Source organism: Polyangium jinanense (assembly GCF_028435365.1).
Genome location: NZ_JAGTJJ010000112.1, coordinates 1 through 17,172 on the forward strand (window position 1 = coordinate 1; position 17,172 = coordinate 17,172).

At 65.4% G+C, this 17,172-nt stretch carries 9 protein-coding genes; 6 read left to right on the forward strand and 3 right to left on the reverse strand.

Translation table 11 applies throughout. The features are described from left to right. Positions 1–307: 307 nt before the first annotated feature. Complete coding sequence (locus KEG57_RS53710; RefSeq protein WP_272425279.1) at positions 308–832, reverse strand: hypothetical protein; 525 nt, start codon at positions 830–832, stop codon at positions 308–310. Positions 833–973: 141 nt separating this feature from the next. Between KEG57_RS53710 and KEG57_RS53715 the strand changes: the two genes are divergently transcribed. Then, the gene (locus tag KEG57_RS53715; protein WP_272425278.1) at positions 974–1,354 is read left to right on the forward strand and encodes an HU family DNA-binding protein; all 381 of its coding nucleotides are present in this window, start codon (positions 974–976) and stop codon (positions 1,352–1,354) included. 282 nt (positions 1,355–1,636) lie between these two features. On the opposite strand, the gene KEG57_RS53720 is transcribed toward KEG57_RS53715, so the two are convergent. Both KEG57_RS53720 and KEG57_RS53725 read right to left on the reverse strand, forming a co-directional pair. Continuing rightward, complete coding sequence (locus KEG57_RS53720) at positions 1,637–1,993, reverse strand: hypothetical protein (protein ID WP_272425277.1); 357 nt, start codon at positions 1,991–1,993, stop codon at positions 1,637–1,639. Next, the gene (locus KEG57_RS53725; RefSeq protein ID WP_272425276.1) at positions 1,990–2,829 is read right to left on the reverse strand and encodes a hypothetical protein; all 840 of its coding nucleotides are present in this window, start codon (positions 2,827–2,829) and stop codon (positions 1,990–1,992) included. The genes KEG57_RS53720 and KEG57_RS53725 overlap by 4 nt, the downstream gene beginning before the upstream one ends. Before the next feature lie 272 nt (positions 2,830–3,101). Between KEG57_RS53725 and KEG57_RS53730 the strand changes: the two genes are divergently transcribed. The 5 genes from KEG57_RS53730 to KEG57_RS53750 all read left to right on the forward strand — a co-directional run. Continuing rightward, the gene (locus tag KEG57_RS53730; protein WP_272425275.1) at positions 3,102–4,460 is read left to right on the forward strand and encodes a sigma 54-interacting transcriptional regulator; all 1,359 of its coding nucleotides are present in this window, start codon (positions 3,102–3,104) and stop codon (positions 4,458–4,460) included. A 61-nt stretch (positions 4,461–4,521) separates the two neighbouring features. Next, positions 4,522–5,310, forward strand: coding sequence for an ATP-grasp domain-containing protein (locus KEG57_RS53735; RefSeq protein WP_272425274.1), 789 nt, complete (start codon positions 4,522–4,524; stop codon positions 5,308–5,310). A 38-nt stretch (positions 5,311–5,348) separates the two neighbouring features. Beyond that, complete coding sequence (locus tag KEG57_RS53740; protein WP_272425273.1) at positions 5,349–6,245, forward strand: M20/M25/M40 family metallo-hydrolase; 897 nt, start codon at positions 5,349–5,351, stop codon at positions 6,243–6,245. Between the two features lie 271 nt (positions 6,246–6,516). After that, the gene (locus KEG57_RS53745) at positions 6,517–13,869 is read left to right on the forward strand and encodes a Tc toxin subunit A-related protein (protein ID WP_272425272.1); all 7,353 of its coding nucleotides are present in this window, start codon (positions 6,517–6,519) and stop codon (positions 13,867–13,869) included. Positions 13,870–13,880: 11 nt separating this feature from the next. Next, the coding region (locus KEG57_RS53750) for a SpvB/TcaC N-terminal domain-containing protein (RefSeq protein ID WP_272460047.1) at positions 13,881–17,172 on the forward strand (3,292 nt) is incomplete at its 3' end.

Sequence of the window (17,172 nt, forward strand, 5' to 3'; positions counted from 1 at the left end):
GGCACTCGATTCGTCTCACCGCTCTGCTTCGCCTCCCGCGCTGCACCGCGTGAGGGGTGGGATCATTCTTCCCACGGGGCCATTGTCAGCTTTGGATGATAACCCCTATCATCCTTTCCTGGCGCACGGTCAACTTGGCCACCAGCTCCGCTCGGGCGGTGGCGAGGTCGTTGTTCGGCATGACTGCCCTCCGAAGGGGTTGCCGAACGACGACAGGTGATGGAGAATGAACCTGCTCGCGTCGGCCAGGATCCCGCGAGTTCAGGCCCGGTCAGGGTGGAAGCTGACCGGGCCGTTCTTTTTCAGTCTACCAAGGCTCGCCATGGGCGAGCGAGAAGAGAATAAGCGGCGCGAATTGTTTACGGTTGTGCTCGGTCACCGAGACGAGGTGCTCGCCCTTGTCGTCCCGGGCAAACATTCCGAGCCCGCTGCGCCACTGCGGCTCGGTGTAGTCCTCGGGGGCACTGCTCGCGTCAATGTGGATATGCCGAGGATGATCACGGCGGAGGATACGCTCGGCGGTTTCCCGATGCTCCTCGAGCGCGAGATCATCGAGGCAGGCGTAGAACGCGGCCACCCTGTAGCGGGGTGTCCGGTGCCTCGTGCGCATCTTCGGCTGCTGCATGGACGACCAGACCGTCATCGCGAGAGCGCAGATGGGTGCCAGCAGAGGCTGCTCTCGCAACCGAGCTGCATCGATGAACGTCGACGCGCCCCTGGTGGATAGAAAGCTCGCCAGCGCCTTCGCCGCTGCCAGGTCGCTCTGCCGGGCCCCCAGCGGACGCACAGGAGGCGGCGAAGCGGACTGATGCGAAACCGGGACGACGGGCATGACTATCCATAGCGCAACACCAACGGCTATGACAGGGCTTCGCCTCAAGAATGATGCGGAAAAACCGAGCGCGGATCGGGCTGGTCGCGCCATCCTGTTCGATCTTGCGCTGGAGGCCGAAGAGGCGGCACTCTTGTCCGCATGCACGACATCGACGAGATGAGCACCGATGCCGAGTTTCCCGACGATGGACACGCCGAACCTGCAGGGCGCCTGCTGACGAAGCGCTCGATCGACCACGAGGTGGCGATGCTCTGCGGTCTGCCGATGAAAACCGTCAACGAAGTGACCGCGATGTTCCTCGACCTCACGATGTCCGCGATCGCTGAGCGAGGCGAGCTTTATCTCCATCGCTTCGGCACCTTCACGGTGAAGCGATACAAGGGCAAGGCGCTGGCGCAGGAGCAGCTCGGGAAGAAGGTCCCACCTGCACGCCGGACGATGCGCGATATCAGCAAGAACGAGATCCACTTCAAGAAGTCCCGCGGCTTCCGCAGCCGGCTCCGGGACCTCGGCTGGTAGCCCTCCGTTCAACCCCCCCGTTCTGTAAGTGCTCAGAACTATTGGGTTCTGCATTGGACTTGTCGTCACTTGTGGCCCGACCTGGTCGGCACGCGAGCACTTGGGAAGTGCATTTCTTGGGGGGAGGACGGGAGTGGCCTTGGTCACGTCTTCGTGCACAACCGCCCAAAAACGAAGCGGTATCGCTTCGCTGACGTGAAGTCGGTCACCTAACCGTGCACGGGCCGCGTTCGTGGAAACGAGCGGTGAGCACCGCGTTGCAGGCGGTCGTCGAAGAGAAGGCTACGCGCGTATCCTGCGCCTGGCGGACCTGGATCCTGCCCGCCGGACTCCCAGCACCCAGGCGGCGGCCTCCACGCTGGCCTTCTGCAGGCGAGGAATCACGAACTGGCTGAGCTCTCGCTCCTCGAGCGGCACGCCAACGAAGACCGCCCCAGTTTCCGAGCGCGCACGCTCAAGGACCGTGGCGAGTTCATCCGATCCCACGAGCTGGGACAGGGCGATGAACACGGTCCCATCAGGGGCAAGGGCGAGTGCCGCGTCGTGCACCCGCAAAGCCGTTGCCGGCGCTCGAGGTCGCCGTTTCTTCAGCTGCTTCGCATCCGCGTCCCCGGTCCGCCGCCGGACACTGTCGCTCATTCCGCCGCGATCCTCGTAAGCAGGTCGGCCGCGAGTTTGGCCAGCGCCTGAGCCTGACGCTGAAGCTCCTCCCTGTCCTGCAGCGAAAGCTCGACCTTCGAGCATTCCAGCAGCGAGTCCTCGACGGCGCGCATCGCCTCGAGCGCCCTGGCGGCCGGGGGTAACTTCGCGCCCATGTCGGAGGGCGACGAAGCTACGTCTGGGACTTGAGCACGCGACGAGGAGTCGGGCGCGCCGCTTGTCGCTGAATTTTTCTTGTTGATGGCACGGTCCCGCTTCCCCATGTCCTCCGCGCGGATCTTCCCTGCGAGCACGTCCGCGAGAAACTTACTCCGTTCCTCCTCGGGGACCGACTTCAACGCGGTGGAGAGCAGCGCGAGGGCCGTCATGCTGGGCAGCGTCGCGTTGTCCTCGACAAGCGGACTCTGGCCCGCGGCGACGCTCTGCACGATCTTGTCGAAGTGCTCGCGGTAGTACTTCCAGCCTGCCTTACTGGCCCTAGCGATCTTCTTGTACATGGCCGCGCTCTCGACACCGAGGTGCTGCCGCGCGTACGTATCCATATCGTCGTAGCCGGCCTGCTTGAAGAGATTCTTCCTGCGGATGTACCCGAACAGGATCGCGCTGAGCCCGCTGGCGTTGCGGAACAACCGGAAGACCTTCGGCGTCACGTCGAGGATCTGCTGGACCGAGGCGTCCCCGCCCAGCGCGCGGTTGCCGGACGGAGCGGCGGCAGCTTCAGCCAAGCGGGGGGCTACATGTTCGGTGGGTGCCGCGGCAGCGACGTTGCTCGAGCTCGGAGCGGCGCCAGCGGGGCGCGACTTCTTCTTCGACATGATGATGGACTCCTTCCAGTTTCCCGTAGCGAAACTCATTGTTCGCCTGGGTTGCTGGAGCCCAACGCAACTTTTGTACCCATAAGGACATCGGACGAGAACTTCTTGATCTTCCTTGCAAAAGTCGGCGATCCACATGCCGATGTCACGGCGTTGTTGTTCTACGCCGCAGCACCGTGCAGCATCGGGGTGTCATGCAGCAGCGGCCATCTCATGAACCACGTCCGTCGAAGCTCGCCCGGGCAGCGCTTGATCCACCTCGGCTCAAGGCCATGGTCCGCGCATACCTTGGCAACCCGTTCTTCAACCGCATCCCGGAAGGGGTGTCCGGGCTACTCGACGTACCTATCAGCGAGATCATCGAGGTAGCGAGCAAGCTCGTGGTCGACGGGCTCCCCCGTGATGCACGCAGACTGCTCCTCGCAGCGGGCCACTCTCGGATCATCGGTCCTATCAAGGATGGCCATATCAACCCCTTCGAGCTACTCGGGAACGCCGCCACTCAACAGATGGGGGTGAACATGGCCGAAGTGGGGAGCCTTCTGTACGCCGCTCAGCGCGTTTCGACTGCGTTGCACGCCTTCATCGGCGTATCCGAGCATGCGCAGCGCGTCCGCGCTTCTGCATGGGCTGCATGCTTTGGCCATTCCTTGGAGGACACGCTCATACTACGAGAGGCAATTCTCGATCAAAATGTGCTGATTCTTGGCGAGACCGGAACCGGCAAAGAGATAATCGCGAACGCGGTCCAGCAAGGTACGCTGGGGGCAGGTCGGACACCTGCACCAACACAAACGGTAAACGCCGCAGCTTTGCCTGGAGAGCTTGCCGAGTCGGAGTTGTTCGGGCATGAGCAGGGCGCTTTTACCGGTGCAGTGAAGAGTAGAAAAGGCAAGATCGTCGAGGCAGACGGAGGAACGGTTTTCCTCGACGAGATCGGGGACCTCTCACTCCCTGTCCAGGCGAAGCTACTTCGTGCGATCGAAACAGATAGAATCACTCCCGTCGGCTCCAACAAGGAGATTCAAGTCAACGTTCGGTATATCGCCGCGACCTCGCACCCGATCGAGGAGATGGTCGAACGTGCGACGTTCCGCCGAGACCTCTACGAGCGGCTGGCTGGTTGCGTCATCAAAATTCCACCTCTCCGCCACCGCCCAGAAGACATCGTGCCGATCGGTATTGGATTGCTCGACCGCGTCTGCGCAGAAGCGCTCCAGCGGCGACTGGCGTTAGCTGGTGCGTCAGAAACCTTGTCGACACCTGTGGTAGCTCGCGATGAGGCGGCGACATATTGGCTGCAAACGGAGGCCGTCCACCGCCCGTGGCATGGAAACGCCCGGGAGATCGACAACGTGCTTCGATCCTGGCTACTCGGAACTAACCTGGAGTGGATGTCCAAAAGCGAGCCTTCCAGCAATGCGGCCATGCGCGGGGGCGCCACAAGCGATGTGCCTAACCGGATTCTACAGTGCAAGACAACGCTGAAAGACGTCCACGACTGGTACGCTCGCCGAGTTCTCGATTCAGTTCGTTGGAACAAGAGTGAGGCCAGCCGGATCCTCGGAATCGATCGAGGTACACTTCAGCGGATCATCAAGGGAGAGGGAGGGACGGACGACGACGCCTGAGCGTTGTTCCTTCTCGCGCTGGATGGCGCGGCTCCCACGACTTCGTGTAGCATCCGAACGCGTGCCGACGCTCGTCCTCTCCCATCGTTACAGTCCTGACTCGAACGCGCTCTTCGCCGCGGCGATCTCCGCCGGCTGGGACGTCGAGCGCCTTCACTCGTTCCGCTGCCCAGAGGGCCTCGCGGCGCGTGAGCCGGTGTTCTACGGAGAGACGATTCTGGCGGACGCGATCGCCGACGACCTCGGGATCACGCTGCTCGAGCCGACGAGCGACTGGCTGCCGCGGTTGCCGCAGCGCCATCGGCTTCGTGACGTGCGTCTCGCGATGCTCGCGGAAGCCTTGTCGATCCGGGAGCGCGTGTTCGTCAAGCCGACCGACGAGAAGTGCTTCCCCGCGCGCGTCTATGCCGACGGAGCCGCGCTCGACCCCGATCCGGTGTTGCCTCCCGACCTGCCCGTGCTGGTGAGCGAACCGGTCGTATTCGAGGTGGAGTTCCGGTTCTTCGTGCGGGAGCGCGAGGTGGCGGCATTCTCGCCCTACATTCGCGGTGGGGAGCTCGCTCGGAATGCGGCGGGTGAGTGGGAGGCGGACCGAGCGGAGGTGGAGGCGGCGTCTGCGTCGATCCAAGCGGTGCTCGAGGATGCCGACGTGGAGCTGCCCCCCGCGGTCGTCGTGGATGTCGGGCGAATGGCGGGGCGCGGCTGGGGTGTGGTCGAGGCGAACCCTGCGTGGGCATCCGGTCTCTGCGGATGCGATCCAGTAGCAGTACTTTCGGTGCTGCGGCGAGCGACCGTGGCGCGGGGCATGTTGTCGGAGGCTGACCGGCGCTGGATGCGCCAGGTCGGGTAAGAGACCTGTAGAATCCCAGGAGAAAGGACACCCAGCCCATGGAGCTCCGACGCACGAAGGCCACGAGCCATGGTGGCAGCCTGATCGACGCGCTCGCATCCATGAGTGAGCCCGAGCTCTTCAAGACCGTCGCCGAGCTCGCCGAACCGCGGCACATGTTCGTCCAGCGCGCCCAGAACCGAAAGGCCGCTCAGTTCATCGCGGATGCGTTCGAGGAGCTCGGTTATGCCGTCGAGCTCGAGGGCGAGCTGCGGAACGTCGTCGCAATGCCGCGCGGGGCCGTCGATCGCCCCCTGGTCCTCGTCGGCGCCCACTACGACAGCGTGCCCGATACGCCGGGCGCGGACGACAACGCGAGCGGCATCGCCGCCATGCTCGCCTGTGCGCGAGCGCTCGCGAGCCTCGGGACGCCCTTGCCCGTGGGGTTCGTCGCGTGGAATGGCGAGGAAGATGGGCTCCTCGGCAGCATCGCATTCGTCGCCCGCCGGCAACCAGCCGGCGCATCGATCGCCGCCGTGCACGTGCTCGAAATGGTCGGTTATGCGAGCCACGAGGCAGGTTCGCAGCGAATGCCGTTTCCGGTCCCCGGCGCACCGGACGTCGGCGATTTCATCGGTCTGCTCACGAACCAGCGCTCGAACCACCTCGTGGAGCTCGCGGCAAAGCAGGCGGAAGCGCTGGTCCCCGAGCTGCCGGTCGTGGGACTGAAGGTCTACCTCGGCCTCGAAGGGTGGCTCCCCGTGCTGCATCGGAGTGACCACTCGCCGTTCTGGAAGGCGAAGATCCCGGCCATGCTCTGGACCGATACCGCGGAGTTTCGCAATCCGAACTATCATCGGCTTACGGACACGTGGGAGACGCTCGATTATGCCTTCATGCGCCGCGTGACCCAGCTCCTCGTCGCGACGGTCGCGCGGCAGGTGCGGACGGGTTGATCGCGGTGCCCCGGGCACACCGGCTGGCGACAACAAAGCCAACCAGCTCAACCCCACGAGCCCGGTCTACTACAAGAGCTGCGCATTCCCTGCCCCTCCCAACCTGCTCTCGGGCCCCAAGCCGCCGGGCACGTAGATCCCAGGCCGACTCCTGCCTCAGGTTCCCCGGTTCGCGGAACCTAGGAACTGACATTGTTCATCCGATGCTCTACAACGCGGAGCAAACTGCGCTGCTCCAGCGTTACCATCGTTTCCGGAACGGGAGGAGACGATGCAAGAGCGTGGCCGCGGCGACGAGTACATCCTCACGGGGCGAGTCGTCGACATCCAGACCGGGCGAGGACTGCCGGATGTGCGCGTCGAGGCATGGGACAAGGGGCGGCTCTGCAACGACCTGGTCGCGTGCGCCTTCTCCGACGCGCTCGGCATCTTCCGCATTGTTCTTGAGACCCGGCACCTGCGCGAGCTCTTCCTCGACCGCGTCCCGGTGTTGTTCTTCCGCCTCTTCGAGGGCCCGACCTGCATCGCCAGCACGGAGCGCTCGGTCGTCTGGCGGATCGATCGCCCGGAGAGCGCGGTGCGGGTCGAGATCAACCGCTCGACGAGTACGCGCAGCTTTACCCCGGCCCCCTTCATCGTACGTGGTCGGGTAGTCACGGCCGCGGGGGCGCCACGCGCGGGCCTCGTCGTGCGCGCCTACAACCGGAACCTCCGGGAGGAGCAGCTCCTCGGCGAGGCCACGACCAGCGATACTGGTAGCTACCGAATCGTCTACGCGGCCGACAAGCTCGCCCAGGACTTCGAGTACACCGGCACGCTGCTCGACGTGGCGCTCTTCGATCCCGGCCCCGGACGCGGGCACCGGAAGTCGGCTGCTGATCTCGTCGTGCGCGTGTACGACGCGGAGCGCGCCGTCACGGCCGAGAAGAAGCTCTGCCACGCGCCACCCACGGCGACCGTGAACCTGGTGGTGGGCGGCGAGGTCTACCGCGGCCCCTCGGCCTACGAGCGCCTTGTTGTTCTTCTGGCCCCTGCCATCCGCAGCGCCTCTCTGACGGACCTCACCGAGGATGACATTCGCCATCTCGCGTGCAGCCTGCGCCTCGATCTGGACGACCTCGACGCCCTCGTCACGGCCACGCAGCTCGCACGCGCCCTCGGGATCCACCCAGCGGCCCTCTACGGGTTGTTCCGCGAAGGACTCCCCCGCGAGCGCCGTGGCTTGCTCATGACGAGGCCATCCGAGCAGCTCCGGGCGCTTCTTCTCGCGCTCGAGCACAACTTCATCCCGGCTGGGCTCCGGGAGCAGGTCGACGCCATCCTCGCAGGGCTCCACAAGGCCGCCGTGCAGCTCGCCTTCGAGCCGGCGGAGATTGGGCTCTCTCTGGGCGATCTCCTCGCCATCGTTCTTCCGGCCCGAGATGCGCAGGCAGCGCTGGTCTCGGCCTACCTCCAGTACGAAGGGCCGGTCGACGGCTTCTGGCAGGGACTTCGGGAATACCCGATGTTCAAAGAAGAAGGGCTCGTCGACCGCGTGCAGCTCGCCCTGCAGCTCGCCACGCTCACCCGCCAGCACCTGCCCCTTGTCCGCGCCCTCGACGAATGGCGTCGCAGCGGGAAGTGGTCGTCGCTCGCCGATCTCGCGAAGCTCGCTGTCCCCGACTGGCTCGCCCTCCTCGAGAAGGGCATTGACGGCGCACCCATCGGCGCCCCGCCTGACGTGCCGGGCGCCGACGACAAGGAGAAGAGCGCGAACTACGCGCTGCTCTTGACCGACACGCTGGCGAATACACTCCCCACGGCCGCGCTCGCGGGGCAGCTCCAGGGCAAGGCGGATCAAGACCTCGCACTGTTCTTCTCGAAGAACCCGGACTTCGAGATCGGCAAGACCCAGGTGCGCTCCTACTTGCAGGAGAAGCCTGGTGCCCTCGACGGCCTGTCCTCGCCGAAGACCGCGACGGCGAACCTCGAGGCCCTCGAGCGCCTCTTCAAGGTGACGCCCAGCCCCACCGAGATGAGCCTGCTCTTCTCCGCGGGCATCCACTCCGCGCAGGGCATCCAGAAGCTCGGCAAGCCGGCGTTCGTCAAATCGTACAGCCAGGTGCTCGGCGGCCAGTCCAAGGCCGAGACCCTCTTCCAGAAGGCCGAGCAGATCACGAGCGGCGCCCTCGCTCTCTTCGGGAAGTTCGCCTCCATCGCTCGGCCGCCTGGGCTCTACGTCCTTCCCGCTCCGGACCTTGCAAGCACGGGTGACGCTGCCGCGCTCATGGACATCTTCGGCCCGCAGAACCTCGCCTGCGAGCACTGCGCGTCGATCTACGGCCCGGCCGCCTACCTCGTCGACGTCCTCGACTTCCTCGGCCGCTACCCGGCAATCCAGAACAAGCCTGGGGATCCCGCGACGGCCCGTGACGTTCTTCTCGCCCGGCGCCCGGATCTCGCGCGTATTGAACTCTCCTGCGAGAACACCCTGACCGAGGTGCCGTATGTGGACCTCGCCGACGAGCTCCTCGAATTCCGCCTCGCGCACGCGGTTGATCCATCCGTTGCCCTCGACGCGCACATCAAGACCGTGGGCACTGCGGAGGAGCTTGCGCTCTCACCCCAGCCCATCCACGGCAAGGCGCGCTTCACGGCCTACAAGGCGCTCGCGCAGGCGAAGTTCCCCCCGGCGCCGCCGTTCAACGTCTGGGCCGAGGAGATGAACATCCTGCTCGCGCACTTCGGCACCTCGCGCGCCGAGCTTGTTGACGTCTTCTCCCAGGCCCCGGCCACGCCGATGCCGCCGGCACCCGGCCTGCTCGATGCGTTCTCGGCGCTGCTCAAGGAGACCAAGGCGGACGCGTCCGCGTTCTTCTCGGCCGTCGCCGAGCGCGCTGGGCTGCCCGCTGCCGACCTGGATGTCCTCATCAACAAGCTCGGCCTCGTCTTCCCCTCGAGTTTCGAGAACCAGGCTGCGGTCGGCCGTCTCTGGAACGCGATCCAAGTCGTAAAGGGACTCGGCGTGTCCGCCACGCGGGCCATCTCCTGGGCCACCACAACGGCTCCGATTGAGAGCGCCAACCCCGCCGTGCTCACCGCCCCGGCTCTGGCAGATGATGTCCGCCTGGCCGTGAAGGCGAAGTACACCGAAGACGCCTGGCCCGAGATCGGGCGTGTCCTTCGCGATGATCTGCGCGAACTACAACGTAAGGCGCTCGTCTCCGCCGCGCTCGCGCTGGGCAAGTACGACTCCACGAACGACCTCTTCGCCGAGCTGCTCGTCGACGTGGAGATGCGCCCGAAGCCGACGACGTCACGCATCCAGCAAGCGATCAGCTCGGTGCAACTCTTCGTGCAGCGCTGCTTCATGGGCCTGGAGCCAGCGGTCACGTCTCTCGACGACGAGGCCGCCGCGCAATGGGCCTGGATGAAGAGCTACCGCGTCTGGGAGGCCAATCGAAAGATCTTCTTCCACCCGGAGAACTGGATCGAGCCCGAGCTGCGCGACGACAAGACGCCCTTTTTCAAAGAGCTCGAGAGCGAGCTACTCCAGGGGGACATCACCGACATCCGTGCCGAGGGGGCATTCCGCAAGTACCTCCAGAAGCTTCACGATGTGGCTCACCTCGATATCGTCGGTGTGTGCGAGGAGGGTCAGAAAACCGGAAGCTCATGGATCACCATCCTGCACGTCATCGGCCGGACGCACACCTCGCCGCGCGTGTACTACTATCGGCAGCGCGTCGACCAGTTGTGGTCGCCCTGGGAGAAGCTCGATCTCGATATCCAGAGCGAGCACGCCCTGCTCGCCGTCTACAACCGTCGGCTGTACTTGTTCTGGGCGCTGCTCGAGGAGGCGGAGGACACCGGGCAAGAAGCGGCACCTGCGCCGAAGGGCGGCAAGCCCGCGGGCCATAAGAAGCCGAAGGAATACGATCTCGATGACGGGGGCAAACCGCAGCCGGACATCGACCCCGACATCGACGAACCGCACAAGTCTCCGGGCCCCAAGGCGCCTGCAATCAAGAAGAAGCCGATGCGGCTCAAGATGGCGTGGAGCGAGTACCAGAACGGCCGTTGGTCACCGAGGAAGACCGGCCCGGAAGAGCCTCTACGCCTCGATCTGCCCGAGGGCGACCCGGCTGCGCTGACGTTCTGGAGCACGTACAAGAACGGCCAGCTCGCCATCCTCTGCGCGGTGAAAGAACTGGCCCCGCCGGATCGAGCGCGCCGGGTGTACGAGCTCGTGCTGGGCTGCGACGGACGCCTGACTGCTAGTTCAGCGTCGAATCCATGTCCCACGGGCGCGCCGTACGGCACGCACGTCGCGGGGATGGAGTTCATCAAGGACAAGGACACCGTGGGCCTCTGGCTGCGCGGCTTCGTGCTCACTGACAAGGATGTGAAGGTCCTAGGGGCGACGCCGAGCGCGTACCGGCTCGTCTGCGCGGAGCGCGGGCCGATGCTCTGGACCATGCTTCACGGCGGATTCCCGCACCCGTCGTTCTTCTACAAGGACGACAGCAGGACTTTCCTCGTCAGGATCGAGCACCAGGCTCAAGCGCCCAAGCGCGTGGTAGCGGGAGAGGCGTCCCCCATGAAGCCGTGGGGACAAGTGCTGCCCGGACTCCCGCCCGCGCCGGCCGAGGGGCCGTTCTACATCCCCAACATCTCGATCGAGCTCGACCCGCGCCAGGTTCGAATCGAGACGTTCTACCACCCGCATGCCTGCGGCATGCTCGAGGCCCTCGATGGCGACGGCCTCGACGGTCTCTTCCGCTGGCCGGCGGACGGCTCTGCCCTCCAGCTCCGGAGCGACGTCTACTTCCAGGAGACCTACAAGCCTGCACTCTCCGTGGTGAAGAAGCCGTACCCGGTTGACGATATCGATTTCTCCTCCGCGGCGGCCTACAGCCAATACAACTGGGAGGTCTTCTTCCACGCGCCCTTCCTCATTGCCTGCATGCTCATGAAGAACCACAGGCACGAGGAGGCCCAGCGCTGGTTCCATCGCATCTTCGACCCCACCCCGGGCACAGGCGGCCCGGAGCGGTTCTGGAAGGTGAAACCTCTCCGCGAGAAGGCCGATCCGAAGGCACTCGCGGCCGAGCTCGCCGCGCTCGCGGCAGGGAATCAAGAAGCCCTCGGGGAGCTCGCGGCGCAGATCAAAGCCTGGCGCGAAGAGCCGTTCAACCCGCACCTCATCGCACGCATGCGGCCGATCGCGTACCAGCGGGCCGTCGTGATGAAGTACATCGACAACTTGATCGCGTGGGGCGACTACTTGTTCTCCCAGGACACGCGCGAGGCAATCAACGAGGCGACGGGGCTCTACATCCTCGCGGCGGACATCCTCGGCCCGAAGCCCGAGCTGAACAAGCAGCCCGAGGCTGCTCCGAAGACGTATGCAGAGCTTCTTGCCTCCGCCCCGCTCGCCGACCTCGAGAACCTCGTGCCCGAGCTCAACGGCGCCGGGGATGTTCCCCTCATCGACACGGCCAACTTCGCGATCCCGCCGAACGACAAACTCCTCGGGTACTGGAATCTCGTCGCGGACCGGCTCTTCAAGGTCAGGCACGGGCTCAACATCGAGGGCCAGGCACGTCCGCTCCCGCTCTTCGCGCCGCCGATCGATCCGGCGCTGCTGGTGAAGGCGGCGGCGATGGGCGTCGATTGGAAGGACGTCAGCGAGGTCGTGCCGATGCCCCACTACCGCTTCGGGGTTCTGCACGCCAAGGCGCTGGAGTTCTGCGGCGGCGTGATCGCCCTGGGCACGGCCCTGCTCTCCGCGCTCGAGAAGAAGGACGTGGAGAAGCTGACCCTGCTGCGTGCGACGCACGAGGCGGCGGTACTTACCGCTACCCGCGAGGTGAAGAAGCGGCAGATTGACGAGGCGAAGCAGACGCTGGCCGGTTTGAAGAAGACTCGTGAGGCCGCCGCGATCCGATACCAGCACTACAAGGGCCTGCCGTTCATGAACTCCTACGAGGAGCAGGCCATGGTGATGTCAGGCGCCGCCGCCATCACCCAGGCCCTCGTCCAGGTCACGCACACCGAGTCAGCGGGGGCCTACCTTCTTCCCACGGCGATCACGGGCGGCGCGGGCATCGCCAGCCCCGCTGCATTGATCGTGTACGGGGGCGAGAACGCGGCGAAGTCCGGTGAGTCGTTTGGCAACGCCCTCGGCGTGGTGGCGTCGTTGATGCGCGACGGTGCAGCGATGAGCGCGACGATGGGCTACTACACCCGCCGCGTTGAGGACTGGAAGCTCCAGGAGAAGATCGCCGCCAAGGAGATCGAACAGCTCGACAAGCAGATCTTGGCCGCCGAGATCAGGCTCGCGCTCGTGGAGAAGGACCTCGAGAACCACGACCTCATCGTGGAGAACGCCAAGGTCGTCGAGGCCACGCTGCGCGACAAGTTCACGAACGAGGCGCTCTATTCCTGGACGGTGAACGAGATCTCGACCGTGTACTTCGACGCCTACAAGCTCGCCCTCGGCATGGCGAGGCGGGCCGCGAAGGCGTTCAAGCACGAGCTCGCGCAAGATCCGCCGGACGTCTCGCTCACGCACTGGGACAATACGAGAAACGGCCTGCTCGCAGGGGAGAAGCTGTTGCAGCAGCTTCGGCAGATGGAGGCCGCGTACTTCGACACGAACAAGCGGGAGTACGAGATCACGAAGCACATCTCCCTCGCGCAGCTCGCCCCGCAGAAGCTCCTCGAGCTGAAGCACAAGGGCGTCTGCGAGTTCGATGTGCCCGAGCTCGAGTTCGACCTCGACTTCCCGGGGCACTACCTGCGCCGGCTCAAGACCGTCAGCCTCTCCGTCCCCTGCGTGACGGATGCCTACGGCACGCTTAACGCCACGCTCACGCTGGTGAAGAGCCGCGCCCGGAAGAGCATCGAGGTCACCGGGGGCTACGCCGAGAAGGTGAACGACGGTCGATTCACCACGCCGTACATCGCCCCGATCTCGCTCGCCATCAGCGGCGCGCAGAACGACGCGGGCGTCTTCGAGCTGTCTCTACGCGACGAGCGGTACTTGCCTTTCGAGGGCGCTGGCGTCATCGGTACCTGGAAGATTGAGCTCTCTGCCAACAACACCGACCTCGACGCATTGAGCGACGTTGTTCTGCACGTCCGCTACACGGCGATCGACGGCGGAGACTCGTTGAAAACCGAAGCACAAAAGAACGCCGCGCTGCTCCTCTCGGGCCTTCGCTTGTTCTCGTTGAAGGACGAATTCCCGACGGAGTGGCGCCACTTCCTCACGCCGGATGCCGGCGCGGCGCAGACGCTCGTGCTGCCGCTCGAGAAAAGCGTGTTCCCCAGATCCCGCAACAGCGGCGCCCCGAAGATCAACGCCGTGCGGATATTCGCCGCCTGGAAAGACCCCACGGCGTACTTCGCGGGCACGCCTCTCGCGGTGAGCGTCGTGCCGCCTGCGGCTTCATCCGTGCAGACCACGCTCGTGAAGGACCCCGGCGCTCTCGACAGCCTGGCCGTGAGCCCGACGCTGACGCCTGCCCCCGGAACATCCTGGGCAGCCGGTTCGTGGACACTCTCGGCTGCAGGCCCCGTGGGCGACGGCCTCGACAACATCTGGGTCCTCTGCGACTTCACGCGCAAGGGGGCCTGACCATGGAGGGCATGCCGAAGCGGTCCTCGGTCATCCCCAGGCCGACGGTGAAGGCGCCCAACCCCTCGCTGCCCAAGGGTGGCGGTGCCGTGCGCGGGCTCGGGGAGAAGTTCAACGCGAACCTCGCCGTGGGCACGGGCACGTTCAACGTCCCGATCGCGACGACGCCTTGCAGGGGCCTCACGCCCGAGCTCGCGCTCACCTACGACTCGGGGACCGGGAACGGCCCCTTTGGCGTCGGTTGGCACCTCTCGGTCCCGTCGATCACACGCAAGACGGACAAGGGCCTGCCCGAATACACCGATCACTGGGACACGGACACGTTCATCCTCTCCGGCGCCGAGGATCTCGTTCCGGTGCTCGGTCCGGATGGGAAGAAGCTGATCACCACCGAGCAGGGCCGGAGGATCCAACGCTACCAGCCTCGCGTCGAGGGGACCTTCGCCCGCGTCGAGCGCATCACCGAGGCGGGCGCCTATTACTGGCAGGTGATCACGAAGGACAACATTCGGCACATCTACGGCAAGTCGAAGACTGCCCGGGTTGCCGATGCATTGTACACAGACCGGATCTTCACCTGGCTCCTCGAGCGCACGGAGGACGCGCGGGGAAACATCATTCAGTACGAATACAAGGCCGAAGACCTAGCGAGCGTGCCGAAGTCTCTCCACGAGAAGCACCGGCACGAGGAGCCCAAGCTCTTCTCGAACAGCTACTTGAAGCGCATTCGGTACGGGAACAAGAAGCCCGGCGAGGCCGACGACTTCTACTTCCAGGTCGTCTTCGACTACGGCGAGCACGCCGCCGAGGCCCCGACACCGGAGGAGGTGAAGCCGTGGCCCTGCCGAAAGGACCCGTTTTCGACCTACAGGGCCACCTTCGAGATCCGCGCCTACCGCCTTTGCCGGCGCGTGCTGATCTTCCACCACATCCCCGAACTCGGCGCGGAGCCGGTGCTCGTGCGCTCGACGGACTTCGCCTATGCGGAGGCGCCGACGCTCTCGCAGCTCGTCGCGGTCACGCAGTCGGGGTACATCCAGAAGAACTGCGGCTACGCGAAGAAGTCGCTGCCGCCGCTCGAGCTCGGCTACTCCCTGCCCGAGCTCCATACCGAGGTACATACCGTCGACCCGGAGTACACCGCGGACCTCGGCAACGTCGACGGCAAGCGGGCACGGTGGGTTGATCTCGAAGGCGAGGGGCTGCCCGGTGTTCTTGTCCAGCACGGCGAGGGCCTGTTCTACAAGCAGAACCTTGGCGACGCCGAGCTTGCGTCGGCCAGGCAGCTCATGCGCCGTCCCAATGCCCTTACACCCACCATGGGCCGCACGGAGCTTCTGGATCTCGAGCACGAAGGCCGTCCGAGCCTCGTGTTCTTCAATAGGACCGGCTCAGGTGCTCACGAGCGCACCGAGGATGGCGAATGGGGGCCGTTCATGCCCTTCTCCTCCCATCCGAACATCCCCTGGAACGATCCGGGCGTGCGCTTCATCGACATCACCGGCGACGGCCAGCAGGACATCATCTTCACGAGCGGGCACGTGCACATCTGGTTTCCCTCGCTCGGCAAGAACGGCTGGGGGCCGCCGCGCAATCTGCCGATGGTCTTCGACGAGGACCTGGCGCCAACGGAGGTGTACCGGGACAATCGAGGCATCGTCTTCGTCGCGGACATGACCGGCGACGGCATGCCCGACATCGTGCGGATCAAGAACGGCAGCATCTGCTACTGGCCAAACCGTGGGCTCGGGCGGCTGGGGCCCAAGGTGGAGATGAGCAACGCGCCGCGGTTCGATGACCCGCTCCGCTTCGATCCTCGGCGCATCCGGCTCGCGGACATCGACGGCTCGGGGACCACGGACATTCTCTACATCGGCGCCGACGGGATCCAGATCGCCTTCAACCAGGCGGGCAATGGCTGGAGCAAGGTCGAGAAGCTGCCGGGGTTCCCCACGGCAGACCTCGGGTCGCCGATCTCGGTGCTCGACTTCTTGGGCACGGGGACGGCCTGCATCGTCTGGTCCTCGCCCTGGAAGGGCGTGGCGCAGCCGCCGATGCGGTACATCGATCTCTTGGGCTCGAAGAAGCCGTACTTGCTCACCTCGGTGAAGAACAACCTCGGGGCGGAGACGAAGCTCGAGTACGCGCCCTCGACGAAGTTCTACTTGGAGGACTTGAAGAACGGGACGCCCTGGGTCACGCGACTGCCCTTCCCGGTGCATGTACTCGCCCGCGTCGAGACCCACGACGCCGTGAGCGGCACGAAGTTCGTCAGTACATACAATTACCACCACGGCTACTACGACAGCGCGGAGAAGGAGTTCAGGGGGTTTGGCCTCGTAGAACAATGGGACGCTGAATCGTTCTCCGAGAACGAGCTCCACCTCCCCCCGGTCCTGACGAAGACGTGGTTTCACACGGGCGCGTTCCTCGAGAAGGAGCGGATCGAGGAGCAGTTCGCGAGGGAGTACTACGCGCTCGACACTCAGGCGCCTGTACTTCCTGACGCCGTTCTTCCGCACGGTATGAGCCCGAGGGAGGCACGGGAGGCGGCGCGGGCCCTCAAGGGCCAGATGTTGCGAGAGGAGGTCTACGGGCTCGACGGCTCGCCGCAGCAACAACACCCGTACCTCGTCACCTCGGCCAGCCACGAGCTCCGCAAGCTGCAACCGGCCACGGACAAGGCGCACGCGGTCTTCTTCCCGTACGTCCGGGAGAAGATCGAGGCCCACTACGAGCGGGATCCGAAGGATACGCGCGTCGTCCACACCCTGGCGCTCGAGGTGGATGCCTTCGGGCATGTGATCCGCTCCGCGACAGTGGCCTACGCCCGCCGGAACATGGAGCTGCCCGAGCAGGGGCTGCTCGCCACGATCACCGAGGCCACGGTGGCGAACGAGCCCAGCGCGCCGGGCTTCTACCGCCTCGGGGTGCCCCTCGAGACCCGGACGTACGAGCTCACGGGCCTGCCGAAGGCGCAGAGCGCGTGCCTGCCCTTCGCCAGCGTCCTCGCCTCGGTGAACAACGCGACGCCCATCCCCTACGAGGCCACCCCCGATGGCAGCCTCCAGAAGCGCCTCGTCGAGCACGTGAGGCACCTCTACTGGGACAGCTCGACCCTGGCCGGCCCGCTGCCTCTCGGGGCCGGGGACGGGCTTGCGCTGCCCTACGAGACGTACGCCGCCGCCTTCACCCCGGCACTGCTCGCCAAGGCCTACGGCTCCCGCGTCACGCCGCAGCTCCTCGCCGAGGGCGGGTACGTCGAGCAAGACGGCTTGTTCTGGATCCGGAGTGGACGGGAGA